This is a genomic window from Kitasatospora sp. RG8, from assembly GCF_017813315.1.
In the GTDB taxonomy this organism is placed as follows: domain Bacteria; phylum Actinomycetota; class Actinomycetes; order Streptomycetales; family Streptomycetaceae; genus Kitasatospora.
This window is the reverse complement of record NZ_JAGIYX010000003.1, coordinates 96,208-113,190: the sequence shown is the minus strand read 5'-3', so window position 1 is coordinate 113,190 and position 16,983 is coordinate 96,208. Positions and strand designations below refer to the sequence as shown.

At 72.5% G+C, this 16,983-nt stretch carries 16 protein-coding genes; 8 read left to right on the top strand and 8 right to left on the bottom strand.

Translation table 11 applies throughout. The annotated features are described in order from the left end of the window. Positions 1-83: 83 nt before the first annotated feature. Together J5Y04_RS05860 and J5Y04_RS05855 are read right to left on the bottom strand one after the other, a co-directional pair. Positions 84-1,253 carry a peptidoglycan recognition family protein gene (locus J5Y04_RS05860; protein ID WP_209410751.1) on the bottom strand — a complete coding sequence of 390 codons (1,170 nt, stop codon included), beginning with the start codon at positions 1,251-1,253 and terminating at the stop codon, positions 84-86. A 310-nt stretch (positions 1,254-1,563) separates the two neighbouring features. Further along, on the bottom strand, positions 1,564-2,010 hold the full coding sequence (locus J5Y04_RS05855) for an SRPBCC family protein (RefSeq protein ID WP_209410750.1): 447 nt from the start codon (positions 2,008-2,010) through the stop codon (positions 1,564-1,566). A 135-nt stretch (positions 2,011-2,145) separates the two neighbouring features. On the opposite strand from J5Y04_RS05855, the gene J5Y04_RS05850 reads away from it, so the two are divergent. Further along, on the top strand, positions 2,146-3,783 hold the full coding sequence (locus J5Y04_RS05850; RefSeq protein WP_209410749.1) for an AMP-binding protein: 1,638 nt from the start codon (positions 2,146-2,148) through the stop codon (positions 3,781-3,783). Between the two features lie 303 nt (positions 3,784-4,086). Here the strand turns inward: J5Y04_RS05850 and J5Y04_RS05845 are convergent, their stop codons facing one another. Further along, a complete protein-coding gene (locus J5Y04_RS05845) occupies positions 4,087-4,848 on the bottom strand; it encodes a DNA-binding transcriptional regulator (RefSeq protein ID WP_209410748.1) in 762 nt (253 codons plus the stop codon). 229 nt (positions 4,849-5,077) lie between these two features. Between J5Y04_RS05845 and J5Y04_RS05840 the strand changes: the two genes are divergently transcribed. The 4 genes from J5Y04_RS05840 to J5Y04_RS05825 all read left to right on the top strand — a co-directional run bounded on the left by J5Y04_RS05840 (position 5,078) and on the right by J5Y04_RS05825 (position 6,344). After that, positions 5,078-5,215: a hypothetical protein gene (locus J5Y04_RS05840; RefSeq protein WP_209410747.1), complete on the top strand. Its 138-nt coding sequence runs from the start codon at positions 5,078-5,080 to the stop codon at positions 5,213-5,215. Between the two features lie 26 nt (positions 5,216-5,241). Next, a complete protein-coding gene (locus tag J5Y04_RS05835; protein ID WP_209410746.1) occupies positions 5,242-5,400 on the top strand; it encodes a hypothetical protein in 159 nt (52 codons plus the stop codon). A gap of 133 nt (positions 5,401-5,533) precedes the next feature. Continuing rightward, complete coding sequence (locus J5Y04_RS05830; protein ID WP_209410745.1) at positions 5,534-6,079, top strand: hypothetical protein; 546 nt, start codon at positions 5,534-5,536, stop codon at positions 6,077-6,079. A 34-nt stretch (positions 6,080-6,113) separates the two neighbouring features. Next, entirely contained in the window at positions 6,114-6,344 is a 231-nt protein-coding gene (locus J5Y04_RS05825) for a hypothetical protein (protein ID WP_209410744.1), read from the top strand. Between the two features lie 247 nt (positions 6,345-6,591). Here the strand turns inward: J5Y04_RS05825 and J5Y04_RS05820 are convergent, their stop codons facing one another. Continuing rightward, the gene (locus tag J5Y04_RS05820) at positions 6,592-7,278 is read right to left on the bottom strand and encodes an AraC family transcriptional regulator (protein ID WP_245204361.1); all 687 of its coding nucleotides are present in this window, start codon (positions 7,276-7,278) and stop codon (positions 6,592-6,594) included. A 63-nt stretch (positions 7,279-7,341) separates the two neighbouring features. Here J5Y04_RS05820 and J5Y04_RS05815 point away from each other — a divergent pair, with 63 nt between their 5' ends. Further along, on the top strand, positions 7,342-8,145 hold the full coding sequence (locus tag J5Y04_RS05815) for an NAD(P)H-binding protein (protein WP_209410742.1): 804 nt from the start codon (positions 7,342-7,344) through the stop codon (positions 8,143-8,145). 54 nt (positions 8,146-8,199) lie between these two features. On the opposite strand, the gene J5Y04_RS05810 is transcribed toward J5Y04_RS05815, so the two are convergent. Next, positions 8,200-8,931 carry a hypothetical protein gene (locus tag J5Y04_RS05810; RefSeq protein WP_209410741.1) on the bottom strand — a complete coding sequence of 244 codons (732 nt, stop codon included), beginning with the start codon at positions 8,929-8,931 and terminating at the stop codon, positions 8,200-8,202. A gap of 284 nt (positions 8,932-9,215) precedes the next feature. Here J5Y04_RS05810 and J5Y04_RS05805 point away from each other — a divergent pair, with 284 nt between their 5' ends. Beyond that, positions 9,216-10,286: a hypothetical protein gene (locus J5Y04_RS05805; RefSeq protein WP_209410740.1), complete on the top strand. Its 1,071-nt coding sequence runs from the start codon at positions 9,216-9,218 to the stop codon at positions 10,284-10,286. Positions 10,287-10,340: 54 nt separating this feature from the next. Here J5Y04_RS05805 and J5Y04_RS05800 read toward each other — a convergent pair whose 3' ends face one another. Beyond that, positions 10,341-11,138: an N-formylglutamate amidohydrolase gene (locus J5Y04_RS05800; RefSeq protein ID WP_209410739.1), complete on the bottom strand. Its 798-nt coding sequence runs from the start codon at positions 11,136-11,138 to the stop codon at positions 10,341-10,343. Between the two features lie 222 nt (positions 11,139-11,360). Then, positions 11,361-12,290, bottom strand: coding sequence for a LysR family transcriptional regulator (locus J5Y04_RS05795; RefSeq protein ID WP_209410738.1), 930 nt, complete (start codon positions 12,288-12,290; stop codon positions 11,361-11,363). A 460-nt stretch (positions 12,291-12,750) separates the two neighbouring features. On the opposite strand from J5Y04_RS05795, the gene J5Y04_RS05790 reads away from it, so the two are divergent. Next, on the top strand, positions 12,751-14,544 hold the full coding sequence (locus tag J5Y04_RS05790) for an FUSC family protein (protein ID WP_245204401.1): 1,794 nt from the start codon (positions 12,751-12,753) through the stop codon (positions 14,542-14,544). 62 nt (positions 14,545-14,606) lie between these two features. Here the strand turns inward: J5Y04_RS05790 and J5Y04_RS05785 are convergent, their stop codons facing one another. Next, complete coding sequence (locus tag J5Y04_RS05785) at positions 14,607-16,919, bottom strand: FdhF/YdeP family oxidoreductase (RefSeq protein WP_209410736.1); 2,313 nt, start codon at positions 16,917-16,919, stop codon at positions 14,607-14,609. Between the last annotated feature and the right edge of the window lie 64 nt (positions 16,920-16,983).

Sequence of the window (16,983 nt, the reverse complement as noted above, 5' to 3'; positions counted from 1 at the left end):
GCCAGCGTAGGACAGCCGCCGTCCGAACGACCGGCCGCCCGCCGCCCGCCCCGTCCGGAGAGGGGCGGGCGGTACGGGCGGGGTCAGCCCGCGGTGGTGCCCAGGGCGGCGACGTCGGCGCGCAGCGCGGGCAGGCCCGCGTACATCGTGCCGCCGGGGCAGTCGGTCGCGAGCCAGTCGCGGTGGCCGCTGATCATGTCGACCGGCTTCGTCACGCCGTTGACCGGGTTGACGAAGGTGACGTGGGCCTGCGGGTCGAGGTGGTGCGTGCGGGTGAGCAGGGCGAGCAGGCAGGTCAGCGAGCGGCGGGCCTGCGGGGTGGGGTCCTGGCTGCTGAGGGTGCCGAGCAGGGCGATGCCGAGGTTGCCGGAGTTGAAGCCCGCGGTGTGGAAGGCGGTGACCACGTTGCCGGCGGCGTCGTGCGCCGGGACGCCGTCGTCGCCGGACCAGCGGCCCTCGTAGATCCGGCCGGCCTCGTCGATCAGGAAGTGGTAGCCGATGTCGCCCCAGTCGTTGGTGATCGCGTGGTACTCGTAGATCGCGCGGACGGTCGCCGCCGGGTCGGGGTCGGCGTTCGGCGTGTCGGTGTGGTGGACCGTCAGGGTCTGGAGCGGGTAGTACTTCGCGGGGGAGTTCTCCACGCCGTTCTTGAAGCGCTTGGACTCGTCGGCGCCCCACGCGGCCCGCGAGAGGTACTCGACGCCGGCGAAGGAGGCCGGGGCGGACGCGGCGACGGCCAGCGTGCGGACCGGCCCGTGCACGGTGTCGATCGCGGCGGTGCGGACGTTGCCGGCGCCGTCGGGCAGGCGCAGGTCGTAGCCGGGCGCGCCGCCGGCGGCGACCAGCGCGGTGGCGGTGCCGATGGCGCCCGCACCGGCCGGGCGCTCGGGGCCGTCCGGCCCGCCCGCGCAGCCGGCGGGCAGGGGCTGCCACGCGCCGGGGCCCGCGCCGTCCCGGTGGAGCCGGATGGCCGCGCCGCGCCGGGGGCCGTCCCAGCTGACGCCGACGTACCGGATCGGGAACCCGGCCCGGACGGTCGCGGCCTCCGGGCCCGTCGCCGACTGTGCCCGGGTGGCGGGGGCGCTGACCGTCCGCGCGGCCCGCCCGGAGGCGGGCGAGGGGGCGGTGGCGGGCGGGACGGGGGCGGCGGTCGCGGCGGATGCGGCGGCCGGGGCGACGGCGAGCGCGGCGGCGGTGGCGCCCAGCGCCCCGACGACGGTGCGTCGGGTCACGGCGGGCTGCGGGTTCGGCATGGAGGTCCTGTCCAGGGTGCGTGAAAGGCCGGGAGGGGGCGATGACCTGCTCCGATCCCACGCCCCCGTTGACTGATCATCAGTCAGGCGCGAATGTACCCGACTGATCGTTTCGGCTGGTCAGGCGGTGGACGATCTCCGCACATCCCTGCCCGAAGAGGCACCCGGCCCTCACCGGAACGGCGGCCCGGGGCGGCCCGGCGCGGTGGCGTCCGCCCCGGGCCGCCCCGGGCCGCAGGGCCGACCTACCGCCGGCCCTGCACCCCGGGGCGGGAGCCGCAGTCAGGGCGACCCGGGGCGGGAGCCGCGCTCAGGAGGCCTCGACCGCTGCCTTGATACGCCGGCCGAACGCGGGTGCGTCCTTGCGGGCCGCGCTCAGGGCAACGCCCACCAGGAGCTTGCCGAACCCGTGCCCCTCCAGCGAGTTGAAGATCCGCACCCGTGTCGTGGTCCCGGTCAGCGGTGTCAGGTCGTAACCCCCGACGCTGGAGGTGACGAGGTTGCGGGAGACCTCGGTCCAGCGCAGCGTGGTCGGGGCGTCCAGTGCGGTGATCCGGATCCGGCGCCTGGTCCGCATTCCGGCGTCCTTGACCGTGCTGGTGAACACGGTGCCGGGGGCCGTCGGGCCGTCCGGATCCTTGCTGATCTCCAGGACGCGCGGGCTGAACTCGGGGTCGTTCCTGCCGTCCGCGAGGTAGGCGAACACCTCCGCGATGGGTCGCTCGACCTCGATCACGGCCTCGAACTGACCTGCCATGGGTGCTCCTCCGACGTTCCTTCGACAATTCGGTGACGTTGCGTCATGGTTCCAGTACACACGGGTGAATGACGTCAGGCGCGGCCCTGCATAGACTCGGGCGCCAGCTGTCCGGACGAGCCGAGGAGCCCCCGCATGCCCACCCCGCCCGCCAGCATCGGCGCCGGTGCCACGGCCACGCCCCTGCTCGACGAAACCATCGGCGCGGCCCTGGACCGGGTCGTCCGTGCCTTCCCCGAGCGCGAGGCGCTGGTCGACCTGCCGGCCGGCCGCCGCTGGACGTACCGCGAGCTGTCCGCCGAGGTGGACCGGGTCGCGGCCGGCCTGCTCGCCCTCGGCGTCGGCCGGGGCGACCGGGTCGGGATCTGGGCGCCGAACTGCGCGGAATGGGTGTTCGTGCAGTACGCCACGGCCCGGATCGGCGCGATCCTGGTGACCGTCAACCCCGGCTACCGCACCCACGAACTGGAGTACGTGCTGCGGCAGTCGGGCATCCGCACGGTCGTCGCCGCGCCCTCGTTCAAGACCTCCGACTACGCGGCGATGCTCGCCGAGGCGGCGCCGCGCTGCCCGGAGCTGAAGGACGTCCTGCTGATCGGCTCCGCCGCCTGGACCGACCTCCTCGGCGCCGCCGACGCCGACGGGCCGGCCGCTACCGGGCTCGCCCCGGACGACCCGATCAACATCCAGTACACCTCGGGCACCACCGGCTTCCCCAAGGGCGCGACGCTCTCGCACCGCAACATCCTTAACAACGGGTTCTTCGTCGGCGAGCTGTGCGGCTACACCGAACACGACCGGATCTGCGTCCCGGTGCCGTTCTACCACTGCTTCGGCATGGTCATGGGCAACCTCGCAGCCCTGTCGCACGGCGCCTGCGTGGTGATCCCGGCCCCCGCCTTCGACCCCGCCGCCACCCTGCACGCGGTCGCCGCCGAGCGCTGCACGTCGCTCTACGGCGTCCCCACCATGTTCATCGCCGAGCTCAACGACCCGGGCTTCGCCGATCACGACCTCTCCAGCCTGCGGACCGGGATCATGGCCGGCTCGCCCTGTCCCACCGAGGTCATGAAGCAGGTCGTCGAACGGATGGGCATGCGCGACGTGTCGATCTGCTACGGCATGACCGAGACCTCCCCGGTCTCCACCCAGACCCGCGCCACCGACCCGCTGGAGCGCCGCGTCTCCACCGTCGGCCGGCCCGGCCCGCACCTCCAGGTCAGGATCGCCGACCCGCAGACCGGACGGACCGTCCCCCGCGGGACGCCCGGCGAACTCTGCACCCGCGGCTACTCGGTCATGCTCGGCTACTGGGACCAGCCGGACCGCACCGCCGAGGTGGTCGACGCCGACGGCTGGATGCACACCGGCGACCTCGCCGTGATGGACGAGGAGGGCTACCTCACCATCACCGGCCGGATCAAGGACATGGTCATCCGCGGCGGCGAGAACATCTACCCCCGCGAGATCGAGGAGTTCCTCCACACCCACCCCGACGTCCTCGACGCCCAGGTCATCGGCGTCCCCGACGCCAAGTACGGCGAGGAGCTGATGGCCTGGGTCCGGCTGCGTCCCGGCGCCCCCGAGCTGACCCCCGAGAGCCTGCGCGCGTACTGCACCGGCCGGATCGCCCACTACAAGATCCCGCGCTACGTGCACCTCGTCGACGAGTTCCCGATGACCGTCACCGGCAAGGTCCGCAAGGTCGAGATGCGCGAACAGGCCGCCGGCCTGCTGGGCCTCGGGGCGGAGGCAGGCCCCCCGCACGCCTGACGGCCGCGCCCGCCGGGGGCCGCCCGGCGGGCGCCGATCAGTCCGCCGTGGTGGGGGGTGGCTCGCGGGAGGCTGGGTGGTGGAGGACTTGCTTCGAATCCTCTGCGCCTCCTTGCCACAGACGACGCAGGGCCCGTGAAGCTGCCCTGCCGCGCCCTGCGGCGTAGGACTGCGGCGCCTGCTGTGCCCGGCAAGACCGTTCCGGGAGTGTGCGGGAAGTGCCGCCAGTCCGAAGAGGCCCCCCGGAGCGGTCCGGAGGGCCTGGCGACACTGAAGGCCTGGAGGGACAGGCTTTAGTGATGCCTAGTCAGTGGTGAGCGCCTTCGGAGCGACGCTGTACCTGCGTCGAACCTCGTCGGCCGTTGACCTGTCGAGGAGCCGCAGTTCCCAGGGGCCCGTGTTGACATCGAACTCCTTGCCGAAGCCCACCCACTTCCCGGCCATGTGCCGGCCGGTGGGGTCCACGAGGAGCTGGATAGCCCCGTGGTACCGGGCGCCCCGGTAGTAGCCGTCGTTGGCGGTCTGCTCGGTCCAGGTGCCGGTGACGACGTTGCGGTCAACGGTGAGATCGAGCGTAAGCGGCGAGTCGGGGTTGGATGAGGCGCCGGGCAGCGACGTTGCGGTGATTCGGTTGCCGTGGTGGGCCAGTACCACGTGGTGCAGGCCCGAGTAGGTGTTCGCTCGGCTGCTGCTGAAGAACTCGTAGTGACTCAGCCATACTCCGCTGTAGTCGTCGCCTGCCGGGCCGGGCGCGGGGAGTTCCGTCGGGTGAAGAGGTGTCACGTCGTGTCCTCCGGCTCCGTCGTCTGCAACGCGTGGTGGCAGGTGAATGGACTGGAACCCTAGACGATCGGCGGGCAGCTTGGTTACGGCCTCCAGTGCCCGCAGGTACACCGGGCGCGGCGCCCGTACGTCACCGGCCTCCCATCGCTGGACAAGCCGCTTGTTGGCGTCGTTGGGTTCGCCCATGGCGTCACCTGCGTCGCGGAGCCTCCGTGCCATCTCGTCCTGGCTGAGACGGAGGCTGATGCGAACGGCACGGAAGGTCTCGTTCGGGGTCGTCATGCGTCCAAATGTAGGCCGTGCCAGGCCGTTGTGACACCGAAATGACGCCTTGCAAAAGGTCGAAGTGACGCCTTGTTGGCGTTACTAAGACCCTGCGTGACGAGGGAGGATCAGTTCTGCTCGCCCGGCGACAGAACGGATCGAAAGGGGCAACCTCATGGCATCGTCAACGTCGCGTTCCAAGCCCGGGAGGCGTGCCGTGCGCACGCCCGCGTCGAACAAGCCAGCCGTGAGCTGGACCCCGCTGGACGACTACCGGGCCGCCAAGCGGGACGACAGCTTCGCGACGCCCGCCGAACGGCTGTCGAGGGACTCCATCCTCGTGCACTGCGTCTGCATCAACTGCAAGGCCAGGAGATGCCCTTGAGTCCAGCTGGCCCACGACCGCCACGGATGACGAACGACGGCCTGGAGCCCTACCGCGACATCGCCGAGCAGCACCGCCAGGGGATCCGCGACCCGCGGCGTCTCACGGCCGCCTTCGCGGTGTCCGTGGCCGGCCTCGTGGTGGTCGTCGCGTTGCTGCTGACGGTCTGCCGTCCGCGCCCGTGAGCACTCCCACAGATTCCCGCCCCGGCAGCCGAGATCTTGGCAGAGAGCAGCAGCCGGAGCGGGTTCCGCAACACCGAACGGCCCCGAGCGTCATTCGACGCCCGGGAAACCCTCAGCGTGAGGAGACACCAGTATGACCACGCCCGAGCGTCCGCCCGGCGACACCGGTCCCGTCGCCCGCAACCTGCTCGCCCCCGCGCAGTTCGACGGGGTCGTCTTCACCGTCCTGGACAACAACCCCGGTATGGCCGACGACACGGCCGAGCGCATCGTCACCGAAGCGCTCAAGTTCGTCGCCACTGCCCGCACGTTCCCCGCCGCGCGGGTCACGCCGTCCAACGTCGTGGACGAGGGGTGGCACGCGCTCATCCTGCACACCCGCGTGTACGCCGAGCTGTGCGACAGGCTCGATGGGTTCGTCCACCACTACCCGGAGCGGCCCGACCCGACGCGTCACGACGCGGACGCGCTCGCCCGGACCATTGCCCTGATCGAAGAGGCCGGGTACACCCCGGACCACGAGCTCTGGACCGGCCCGACCCGCGCCCTGGTGGCCGTGGCCGCGAACTGCTCCCACACCCCCGTCCCCGGTGGATGCGGACCGATCAACCCCGGCGGGTGCGCGTCGCACTGCAACGGGGGCGGCGGAGGCGGGGGCGAAGGCGGCAGCGCCCGCTAGCCTGGGCGCACCGAACTCCGAAAGGGCGGGAACCGTGGACGAGAACGAAGCCCAGCAAATGGCCAACACCCTGCGCCGGCTGGGGATTCGGGGAATCGTGTCCCCCGAAGACCTGAGCAACCCGGACGGACAGTGGCGGGTGTACGACAGCAGTGATCCAGCCGCCCGACGGGACATCACCGACGAAGTGCTGACGGTCGTAAAGGGCATGTCCCGCACAACAGGTGGGCCGACGCGAGGATTCGTCGTCCGCAACCCTCGCTGAGCAACACCTCAATTCGGCCCGGCCGTTCTGACGTCGCCCGCGGAGGACGGCCGGGCCCCTGAACGCCTCTTCCTCGCACCGCTCGGAGCAGTCGGCAACGGCCTCTGCCCACCCGGTCCGTCACCGACACGACGTTCCGGCGCGTGACTGGCCGGCCCCTCCTCGCCTTGCACAGGGCTGGTGATCACGGGATTGCGACGCGCTGTGCTCGCCGGGAGGCCTGCTTCTCTGCGCCGTGTCCTGGAACTCAGGCAGTGCACACGGTCGCGGCGGGGCGCCGACCAGCGGTGAACGCGGCCGGTGGGACACCCATGAAGTGGCGGAACTCGGCCGTCATGTGGGACTGGTCGTAGTAGCCGGCCGTCGCGGCGATGTCCGCCCATCGGCCCGCACCGGCCGCGAGCACGGTGCGAACGCGGTCGATGCGTGCGAAGTGCTTGGGGGACAAGCCGGTGGCGTCGGTGAACAGGGCGTGCAGGCGGCGCTCACTGATGTTCAACCGGGCCGCGGTCGCGGTGACAGTGGTGGCGGCCAGTAGACGCGCCGCCTCTTCGAGTCGCTCCGACGGCTCCGGGCGGTCGGCCAACGCCTTTTCGAGAGCGGTGACCGGGTCGGCGGCGAGCTCGTCGATGTCCAGGTCCGGTAGTTCGCGGAGCGGCAGGGCACCGTCGGCGAGACCACGCAGCGAACGTCCGAGCAGGGCTTGGGCACGACCCGGCCGCATACGAACCCGCACGCACGAGTGGCCGGGTGCGGCGACGTGATAGGCGGCACGGGTACGGGGGCCCATGACGATCAGCTCGCGCTTGTCGGTGCGCAGGAGAAGTGTGGTGGCGTGGTCGGGCACGTCGACCGCCGCCGAACCGGCCGCCGTGGCGACATCGATCCCGGCCACCCACCGCAGAAGGGCAGGCGGTACGACGAGAGAGCTCATGCGGCCCACGATAGTGCCGAAACTTCCTATCACGAGGTGTGAGAGCGCTGTCATCGTCGGGACATGATCCTTGTTACCGGTGCCACCGGCACCATCGGTAGTCACGTCGTCCGCCTGCTCACCGAGCGGGGCCTACCGTTCCGGGCGATGTCCCGCCGCGAGCGGCCCGGCGGGGTGCGGGCCGACTTCGACGACCCGGCGTCGCTGGCGCGCGCAGTGGCCGACGTCGACACGGTCTTCCTCGTAACCGTGCCCCCCGTACCAACCGCTGACCACGACATCGCCCTGGTCGCGGCCGCGCGGGCGGCAGGCGTCCGAAAGATCGTCAAGCTGTCCGCCATCGGCAGCGGCGAGCGGTTCGACGGGGCGACCGTCGGCGCGTGGCACCTCGCCGCGGAGGAGGCGATCGAGGCCAGCGGGCTCGTGTGGACGATGCTTCGCCCGCCGAGCTTCGCCTCGAACCTCTTGCGGTACCGGGCCCTGATCCAGGCCGGAGAACCGATCCCGAACCTGGCCGGCGACTCCCGGCAGGCCATCGTCGACCCGAGGGACGTGGCCGCGGTCGCCGTCGCCGCCATAACCAGCGATGTGCACGACGGGCAGCGGTACGACCTGACCGGGCCGGAGCTTCTGACGTCCGCAGACCAGGCGGCGATCCTGGAGGGCGTGCTGGAACGGCCGGTCAGGATCACCGACACGAATGCGCTCGACCGGTTGCCGGTCGGGATGGTCACCGGCATCGGCTGGGCACGCGCCGGTGGTGCGGCCTACGTCACCGATCACGTGCCGCGGGTGCTCGGCCGGCCGGCGGGCACGTTTGAGCAGTGGGCACGCGACCATCGGGAGGCCTTCGCGGCAATGCCGTGACCGACCGCCGCCGACGGCCGCCGGGGCTCTGGTAGTTCAAGGGGCACAGCCCGTTCAGCCGTCCCAGGTGGCCACAATGACGCAGGCGGTCATGGACAGCCAGCCGAGGACGGGGGCGGCCAGGGTGACGGCGAGCGGCTGTTGCGACGAGACGAAGACGAGGCAGCCGAGGAAGGCCATGGCGGCGACGAAGACGGCGGTGGAGAAATAGAAGGGGGCCGCTCGCAGGCCCAACCGTGAATGGGACACGCCGGTGGCGGTGAGTGCCGATCCCAGGCCGACCAGGAGGGCCACCTCAAGGGAGGTCAGCCAGGGCGTGCCAGGGTTCTGGGCGCGGTGCCCGTGGTAGGAGACCTCGGCCACCCGCCCCCGGAAGACCGCCAGCTCCACGTCCACGCCGACCTTCGCGTCGTAGAAGACGGCCGAGTTGACCGTGTAGCTGTGCCCGGGGGCCGTCTCGCGTGCCACGGTCAGCCTGTAGGTGGTGGACTCGCCGCCGATGTCGGTGCTGATGGCCGTCACCTTGCCGGTCTCGTGCCGCACACAGTCCGTGCCGGGCGTGTGCGCCGCCGTGTCGCACACCGGGGCGGTGCGGTAGGCGCCCGCCGCGTCGTGCTCGTCGACGAACCAACTGAAGCCGAGAACGGTGGTGGCCAGTCCTGCCAGGAGGAACAGTCCCTTCGTCAGTACGCGGGCGACCGCCCCGGAGGGCCGGGGCCGGGGCCGGGGCCGGAGTCGGGGCCGGGGTCGGGCCGGAGGCTTCGCGTCCCTGATCCGAGTCTTCATCGCAACCCCCATCGATCGCGTCCACGGGCACCTCCCCGATGCCCAGCAGGGATGCTTCCAGGGAGCTGGCCGACTGGGGAGTAACCCGGCGTTCTTGTAGCGAAGTTGTGGAGATTCCGGCCCGAGGGGCGGGCCTCGGGCCGGGGCGAGGGTGTCGGACAGGGGCGATCGCCGTGGAGACGGTGGGTCATGGGCAGCCATCCGAGGGCGGGGACAGCCGGGGTCGCCGGGGGTCGCCGGGGGTGCCCGGACGGCGGGCGCAGCGGCTGTCTATGGTCGTCGCCATGACGAGGACCACCCCGCCGCGCCCGCTCGACGTCGAGGCGCTCTTCCCGGAACTGGCCGCCCACCGGGGTACCACCACCCGGCTCCACCCGCGGCCGGGCCACCCGGAGGTGACGGCCAGCCACGTCGGAGGGCCGCTGCTGTGGCCGGTGGACGAGCCGTGGCCGGTGTGCCCCCAGCCGCATGGCCGCCGCCGTGGCAGGCGCCCGGCCGACATCCACCGGTACCGGCAGGTGCTGGACACGGCCTGGGCCCGCGACCCCTCGTCGGGCCCCACCGACGAGGAGCGGCAGCTCCTGGGTGAACTCCGGCGGGAGTACCGGCTCGAACCGGAGGACGCGGCCGCCCCGACGCCGTTGATCGGCCTTGCCCAGCTGTACCGCCGGGACCTCCCCGACCTTCCGGCCGGACCGGACGGCTGCGACCTGCTCCAGGTCTTCTGGTGCCCCTTCGACCTGCACGGGCCGACCGGCTACGGCATGCACCTCGACCTGCGCTGGCGCCGTTCCCGGGAGGTGGCCGAGGTGCTGGCCGCGCCGCCGCAGCCGCAGGTGGTCGGCTTCGACGGGTACGTGCCCGAGCCGTGCGTGCTGCATCCGGAGCAGGTGGCCACGTACCCGTTCGCCGGCCTCCTGCCCGAGGACCTGTGCGCCCGGATCTACGCCTGGGAGGACGCTCGGGAGGAGGCCGAGGAGCAGACGGTCGAGGAGGAGGACGCCGAGGAGAACGGCGAGGAGTCGGCGGACGAAGGCGCGGACCGGTCGGCCCGCTACCAGTACGACCTCTCCATCCCGCCCGGCTGGCGCGCCGGCGGCTTCGCGTCCTGGCACACGACCGACCCGGGCCCCATGGACTGCCGGGTCTGCGAGACACCGATGCACCTGCTGCTCACCGTCGACAGCTCGGAGTGGGACGGCGGCAGCGGCAGCTGGAAACCACTGGAGGAACGCGACCTGCCGGCACACCAGTACGCCACGCCCACGGAGGTGACCGTCGGCCGCTGGGGCGAGCTCAACGTCTTCGCCTGCCCCGCCGACCCCGGCCATCCGCACGGCTGGAGCATCCAGTAGGTCACGGGATCCCGGAGGCCCGTCAGCCGGCAGGTCGCGGGGCCCGGAGGCCCGTCAGCCGGAGAGCCGCCCGACGAGGTCGGCCAGCGCGCCCGCCAGCGCGTCGAGCCCGGGGCCGGCGGGGCCCCCGGGCTCGTCCATGTAGAGGTCGCGGCGGATCTCCACCATGAGGGCGCTGACGTTCGCGGCCTTCCCGTAGTGCCGCAGGGGCACGTACGTCCCGGCGAACGGGCTGTCGAGGCCGGTGCCGCCGAAGCCCGCGAACGCCTGCTGCGCCGCGTCGAGCAACGCGGCGGGCGTGTGGAACGGGTCCGTGCCGAGGCAGACCGGCGGCCTGGGCCCCTCACCGTGGAGCTCGTACGGCAGGGCCTTCGTCGGGTACGAGTGGACGTCGATGACCACCGCGCGACCGACCGCTTCGAGACGCTCCTCGACCGCGGCCGTCACAGCCTCCGCGTACGGGTGGAAGTAGCGCTCCAGCAACGGCCGGCCGTCGAAGCCCTCCGGGCGGAGCACCTCGCGGTGCGTGGTCCGGGTGTAGACCGCACCCATGCCGGCCGCCAGCATCTCCTCCCGCTCGTCGGGGAAGCGTTCGGGGTCGACGACCAGGCGCGAGAGCCGGTTGACGAACCGCCAGGGGGTGACGCCCGCCGCGGCCGCCGCCCTCGCGGCGATCTCCGCCGTGTGTGCGTCGGTGATGTGGTCGAGTTCCCGCGTGAGCGCCTCCTCGTCCAGCACGATCCCGGCGCGGACCCCGGCGGGTATGTCCCGGGAGGAGTGCGGGACGTGCAGGATCACGGGGGAGTCGGGGGCGCCCGGGTGGAGCCGGAAGGAGGCGGAGGCGTCGGTCATCTGGTCCTCGCAACGTGTCGGGTGTGGTGATGAGGTGTCACCGCCATCATGTCCGCCCGACGGCCCGTCTGCTGCGCCCTGTCTGCGGCGCGCTGTCCGCTGCGGCTCGTCCGACCGCGGCGCGTCCACCGCGCCCGTCTGCTCCGGCCCGTCCGCCGCGCCCCGTCCACCGCGCCCCGTCCGCCGTGGCTTGCCTGCTGCGGCCCGCCTGCTGCGGCTCGTCTACTGCGGCCCGGGGTCGCCGGGGAGGCGGTCCAGGGCGGCGGCGACGTCGGTGCCGCGGGCGGTCTCCGTGAGTGCGCGGGCCAGGACCGAACCCGGCTCGCGGGCGGACACCACCAGCCCGACCGGCACCGCCCGGGCGGGCCCGGTCATCGGCACCGCCCGCATGCCGTACGGCACGCCGAAGACGTGCAGCCAGGTGTGCGGGACGATACTGGCCCACCTGCCCGTCCGGACGTGGGCGAAGAGGGCCGCCACGGAATCGGTCTCGACCCGGGGCGACGGCCGCAGCCCGGCCTCGGCGAACAGCTCGTCCAGCACCCGGCGGCCCTGCATCGCCGGGGTCAGCAGGCAGAGCGGCAGCTGCGAGGCCTCCGCCCAGGTCGCCGGGGTCCGGTGGGCGAGGCTGTCGGCGTCGCCGCTGAGCAGCACGTACCGCTCCTCGTACAGCGGGACGGCCCGGAGGTTCTCGGAGAGGTCTCCGTGCAGGTAGGTGACTCCGGCGTCGAGTTCGAAGTTCTGCAGCCGCCGGAGGATCTCCTCCGACCGGAGGTCCGCGCTGACCTCCACGGTGACCAGCGGGTGCGCCGCGCAGAACGGGCCGGTCAGCTGTGCGACGGCGCCGGACGCGGTCGGGACGGCCCCGATCCGCAGCCGGCCGCTCAGCCCGCTGCGCAGGGCGCCGACCTCGCTCCGGAGGGCGTCACGGTCGGCCAGGATCCGCCGCGCCCGCACGACGATGCGTTCGCCCTCGGGCGTGAGGCCCTCGTACCTGCGGCCGCGTAGGACCAGCGGGACGTCCAACTCCTCCTCCAGCTTGCGGATCGCCTCGGAGAGGGCGGGCTGGGAGACGTGACAGGCCTGCGCGGCGCGGGCGAAGTGGCGCTCCCGGGAGAGGGCCACCAGGTATTCGAGTTGACGGAACAGCACGTCCCGGGTCTACCGGACCGTCGCTCCGGACGCCAGTCGGCGCTTCGGGGGCGCGGGGGGCACGGGGGCACGGGGGCACGGGGGCACGGTGAAATTTTCGGGTATTCACGAGTGTTGTTCGCGAATACACGAATTCTGGTGCGGGAGCAGCTTCCCTCGTGCGCACCGAAAGGTCAAAGAGGGGTCGCCGATAAGCCGATAGGTATGGCTTATCGTTTCGGATAACCGGCGCCGATCGGGCAATCGGTAATCCCTCTTTGACTTCTCCGGGGAATTCGCGGAGGGTGATCGCGGAGTGATGAATCCGGGACGAGGAGCGGATCGGCGCGTGCTGAGTACCAGGGGGAGCGGCCGGCGGCGTGCGGCTTCCAGGGTGCGGCGCGCGCTCTCCCCGCGGGGCGCGCTCGCCCTGAAGAGCGTCGACGGCGCCCTGTCCTTCGCCCTGCGGGCCGCGCTGGCAATGGCGTTGCCGGCGGTGCCGTTGGCCCTGGCCGGGCACGCCGACCAGGCCGTCTACACGATGCTGGGATCCTTCGCCACCACGTTCGGCCACAACCTGCCCTATGCGCGCCGCGCCCGGGTGCTCGCGCTGGTCGCGGTGGCCATGACGGCGTGCGTGGGCTGCGGTTCGGCGCTCGCCGCGTGGGCCCATCCGCGGGACGGGGGAGCAGGTGCCGCCGTGGTGATCGCGGCCATGGCCGTGGTGGCCGGCGTCGCGAAGTTCGCCTGCGACGCGGCACGGCTGGGCGGGCTGGGCGCGGTGCTGCTGCTCTTCTCCTTCGCCGTGGCGGCCAACGGCGCACCCGCCCCGGCCGACGTCCTTCCCCAGACCGGCCTGGCCGCCCTGGGTGCTGCCGTGGCCTGGGGCCTGGCCGTGGCGGGTTGGCTCGTGTACCCGGACCGTCCGCAGCGGCTCGCCGTGGCGGCGGCCCTGCGCGAGCTCACGTACCTGTGGGAGGCGACTGGCGGCGGTGCGGTGGGCGGAGGGGCGGTGGGCGGAGGGGCAACCGGCGCCGGTGCGGTGAACGGGGCGGCGACCGGCAGCGGTGCGGTGGGCGGAGGGGCGACCGGCGGCAGTGTGGCGGGCGAGAGCAGGCCCGCCCGGCACCGGGCGACCGCCGCCGTTCTGCAGGCGTACCAGATGCTCGACGTCATGCCTCCGACGGCCGCCGAGCTGGGTGTCGGCCGGGGCGGTACCTGCGTGCGCCTGACCGACCTCTCCTGGTCGCTGCTGATCGGGTCCGGCCGGCGGCCGCCGGAGGACGCCACCGGCCTGGCGCGGCACCTGCGCGGCCAGGTCCGCCTGCTGGTGAGCCGTCGCCACCGGGAGCCGCCACTCCTGTCGGAGCTGTCGTCGCCGACCGCCCTCACCCGGGTCGCCCCGGTCCCGGACCCGGCCGGTCCGACCACCCGTCCCTCCACCACCCGTCCCTCCGCCACCCGTCCCTCTGCCACCCGCCGCGCCGCCGCGCTGCTCGCCGCCGAACTGCGCGCCGCCGAGCTGGTGACGGGGCGGCTGGTGACGGCGCAGCGCCGGGGCGGCCCCGGGCACGCCTCGGTCCTGCTCGTCCCCGCCCTGCGGATGGCCCTCGGTACCGGGCTGGCGGGTTGGACGGCCCTGCTGCTCGGCCTCGGTCACGCCTACTGGGCGGCCATCTCCGCCGCCGCGGTGCTGCACTCGGTCAACGTCCGCACGGCGGCGCAGCGTGCCGTCCAGCGCACCCTGGGCACGGCCGCCGGGCTGGTGCTCGCGCTCGGTGTGCTGGCCGCGCACCCCGGTCCCCTGGCGCTGGTGCTGGTGATCGTGCTCCTGGAGTTCCTGCTGGAGTACGTCGTGGCCCGCAACTACGGCCTCGGAGTCGTCTTCCTCACGCCGCTCGCGCTGCTGCTGACCGACCTGGCGGCCCCGTCGCCCACCGGGACCCTCGTCACGGACCGGGTGCTGAGCAGCGTCCTCGGCATCGGCATCGCGCTGGCCTGTGCGCTGTTGGTGGTCCACGACCGGGCGGCGGTCCGGGCGCAGCGCGCGCTGGCCGCGTGCACGGAGGCGTCCGAGCGGGCGGAGCAGGTGCTGGAGAGCCGCCTGGAGCGGTCGTTCCCGGTCGTCCAGACGCACCTGGCCGCCGCCGTGGTGGAGTTGCGCGAGGCCGACGACGCCGCGGCCGGCGAGCTCTGGCCGGCGGAGGTCGACCCGACCGAGCTCGCCGCCGCGGAGCAGCGTGCCTACCTCCTCCTGGAGCGGTTCGTCCGGTGACAGAGGACCGACGGCGGACCGAGGGCGGACCGAGGGCGGACCGACGGCGGACCGGCCCGCCGTCAGGCGGAGGGGTCGATGGTGACCTTGAGGTGCTTCATGATCGGCTGGTCGCTCTGGGTGCTGTGGTCGCCGATCGCGCAGAGCACGTTCATCTCCGGCATGTAGCCGGCCGCGCAGCCGCGGGGGATGTCGTAGGGGATGGCGAGGTAGCCGTGGAGCGAGCGACGGCTGCCGTCCCTCGCGGTGCTCGTGATGTCGACCGGCCCGAGGTCGGCGATGCCGCGCTCGCGCATGTCGGCCCGGTTCATGAAGACGAGCGTGCGCAGGTTCCTGATGCCGCGGTAGCGGTCGTTGTCGGAGTAGATGGTGGTGTTCCACTGGTCGTGGGAGCGCATGGTGCCCAGGGCCAGGGTGCCGGGGGCGGGGACGACGTCGGGCAGGGTGGCGGTGGAGAACTCGGCGCGCCCGGACGGGGTCAGGAAGACCAGTTCACGGGCGGGCTGCTTGAGCCGGAAGCCGAGCGGCAGGCGCACCCGGCGGTTGAAGTCCTCGAAGCCGTCGAGGGCCTGGGCCATGGTGTCGCGGATCCGGTCGTAGTCCTCGACGTACCACTCCCAGGGCGTCGCGCTGTCGGGCAGGGCGGCGCGGGCCATGCCGGCGACGATGGCCGGCTCGGACAGCAGGTGCGGTGAGGCGGGGCGCTTCATGCCGACCGACAGGTGGACCATGCTCATCGAGTCCTCGACCGAGGTGCTCTGGACGCCCCTGCGCTGGTGGTCCTTCTCGGTACGGCCGAGGCACGGCAGGATGAGGGCCTGCCGGCCGTGGACGATGTGGCTGCGGTTCAGCTTGGTGCTCACCTGGACGGTGAGCTCGCAGGAGCGCAGCGCCGCGTAGGTGTACGGGGTGTCGGGCGCCGCGAGCGCGAAGTTGCCGCCCATGCCGACGAACACCTTCACGTCACCGCTGTGCATCGCCCTGAGGGTGTTGACGGTGTCCAGGCCGTGGTCACGCGGCGGCCGGATCTTGCAGACCTCGGCGAGTCGGTCCAGGAACTCGTCGCTGGGGCGGTGGTCGATGCCGCAGGTGCGGTTGCCCTGGACGTTGCTGTGCCCGCGCACGGGGGAGGGACCGGCGCCCTCCCGGCCCAGGTTGCCGCGGAGCAGCAGCAGGTTGACGATCTCCCGGACGGTGTCGACGCCGTGCTCGTGCTGGGTGAGCCCCAGGCACCAGCTGATGACGGAGCGGTCGGCCTCGCCGTACACGCGTGCCGCCTTGAGGACGTCGGCGCGGCTCAGCCCGGACTGCTTCTCGATCTCCTCCCACGACGTGGCCTCGCACAGTGCGCGGTACTCGTCGAAGCCGGCGGTGTGGCGGTCGATGAACTCCCGGTCCAGGGCCCTCGGGTCGGACTCGGACTGCTCCAGGACCGCCTTGGCCATGCCGCGCAGCAGGGCCATGTCGCCGCCGATGCGCGGCTGGAGGTTCAGGGTGCTGGTCCGGGTCGTCTTGAACAGGGCCATGTCCATCATGTCGTGGGGGATGATGGTCCGGGTGGCCGCCGCTTCGACGAGCGGATTGACGTGCACGATCTGCGCGCCGCGGTGGTAGGCCTCGGCGAGGGCGGTGAGCATCCGGGGCGCGTTGGAGGCGGCGTTGACGCCCAGGATGAACAGGGCGTCGGCGCTCTCCCAGTCCTTGAGGTCGACCGTCCCCTTCCCTGTGCCCAGGGAAGCCTGGAGAGCGCGTCCGCTCGCCTCGTGGCACATGTTGGAATAGTCCGGCAGGTTGTTGGTGCCCAGCTCGCGGGCCATCAACTGGTAGAGGAAGGTGGCCTCGTTGCCGAGCCGGCCGGAGGTGTAGAACGAGGCCTGGTTCGGGTCGTCCAGCTCGCGCAGGGCGCGGCCGACCACCGCGAACGCCTCCTTCCAGCTGATCGGGACGTAGTGGTCGGACTCGGGGTCGTAGACCATCGGTTCGGTCAGCCGCCCCTGGTTCTCCAGGTCGTAGTCGCTCCACCCGGACAGCTCGGTCACCGAGTGCGCGGCGAAGAACTCGCGTCCGACCCGCTTGCGGGTCATCTCCCAGGTGACGTGCTTGATGCCGTTCTCGCAGATGTCCAGGTGCAGGCCCTTGGTGTCGTCCGGCCACGCGCACCCCGGGCAGTCGAACCCGGTGTTCTCGTGGTTCATCCGCATGATCGCCCGCGGGCCGTCCACCAGTGCGCCCTCGCGCACCATGAAGCGGGACACGCTCTTCGCCGCGCCCCAGCCGGCGGCGGGGTGATGGTAGGGGTGGAACTCGGGATCCGCCTCGGGGACGGGCCCCACGCCGGCCTCCAGGGGATCCTGCTGGTCACTGTTGGTGCTCACGACACTCGACCCTCCGAAGCGGGCATGAGGGGACGGAACGGCATTTTCGGGCAGGCTATGCCCG

Excerpts from the sequence above, each read along its gene's own strand:
- J5Y04_RS05860 (WP_209410751.1), bottom strand. The coding sequence starts at position 1,253 with ATGCCGAACCCGCAGCCCGCCGTGACCCGACGCACCGTCGTCGGGGCG.
- J5Y04_RS05855 (WP_209410750.1), bottom strand. The coding sequence starts at position 2,010 with ATGGCAGGTCAGTTCGAGGCCGTGATCGAGGTCGAGCGACCCATCGCG.
- J5Y04_RS05850 (WP_209410749.1), top strand. The coding sequence starts at position 2,146 with ATGCCCACCCCGCCCGCCAGCATCGGCGCCGGTGCCACGGCCACGCCC.
- J5Y04_RS05845 (WP_209410748.1), bottom strand. The coding sequence starts at position 4,848 with ATGACGACCCCGAACGAGACCTTCCGTGCCGTTCGCATCAGCCTCCGT.
- J5Y04_RS05835 (WP_209410746.1), top strand. The coding sequence starts at position 5,242 with ATGACGAACGACGGCCTGGAGCCCTACCGCGACATCGCCGAGCAGCAC.
- J5Y04_RS05830 (WP_209410745.1), top strand. The coding sequence starts at position 5,534 with ATGACCACGCCCGAGCGTCCGCCCGGCGACACCGGTCCCGTCGCCCGC.
- J5Y04_RS05820 (WP_245204361.1), bottom strand. The coding sequence starts at position 7,278 with ATGAGCTCTCTCGTCGTACCGCCTGCCCTTCTGCGGTGGGTGGCCGGG.
- J5Y04_RS05815 (WP_209410742.1), top strand. The coding sequence starts at position 7,342 with ATGATCCTTGTTACCGGTGCCACCGGCACCATCGGTAGTCACGTCGTC.
- J5Y04_RS05810 (WP_209410741.1), bottom strand. The coding sequence starts at position 8,931 with ATGAAGACTCGGATCAGGGACGCGAAGCCTCCGGCCCGACCCCGGCCC.
- J5Y04_RS05805 (WP_209410740.1), top strand. The coding sequence starts at position 9,216 with ATGACGAGGACCACCCCGCCGCGCCCGCTCGACGTCGAGGCGCTCTTC.
- J5Y04_RS05800 (WP_209410739.1), bottom strand. The coding sequence starts at position 11,138 with ATGACCGACGCCTCCGCCTCCTTCCGGCTCCACCCGGGCGCCCCCGAC.
- J5Y04_RS05790 (WP_245204401.1), top strand. The coding sequence starts at position 12,751 with ATGGCGTTGCCGGCGGTGCCGTTGGCCCTGGCCGGGCACGCCGACCAG.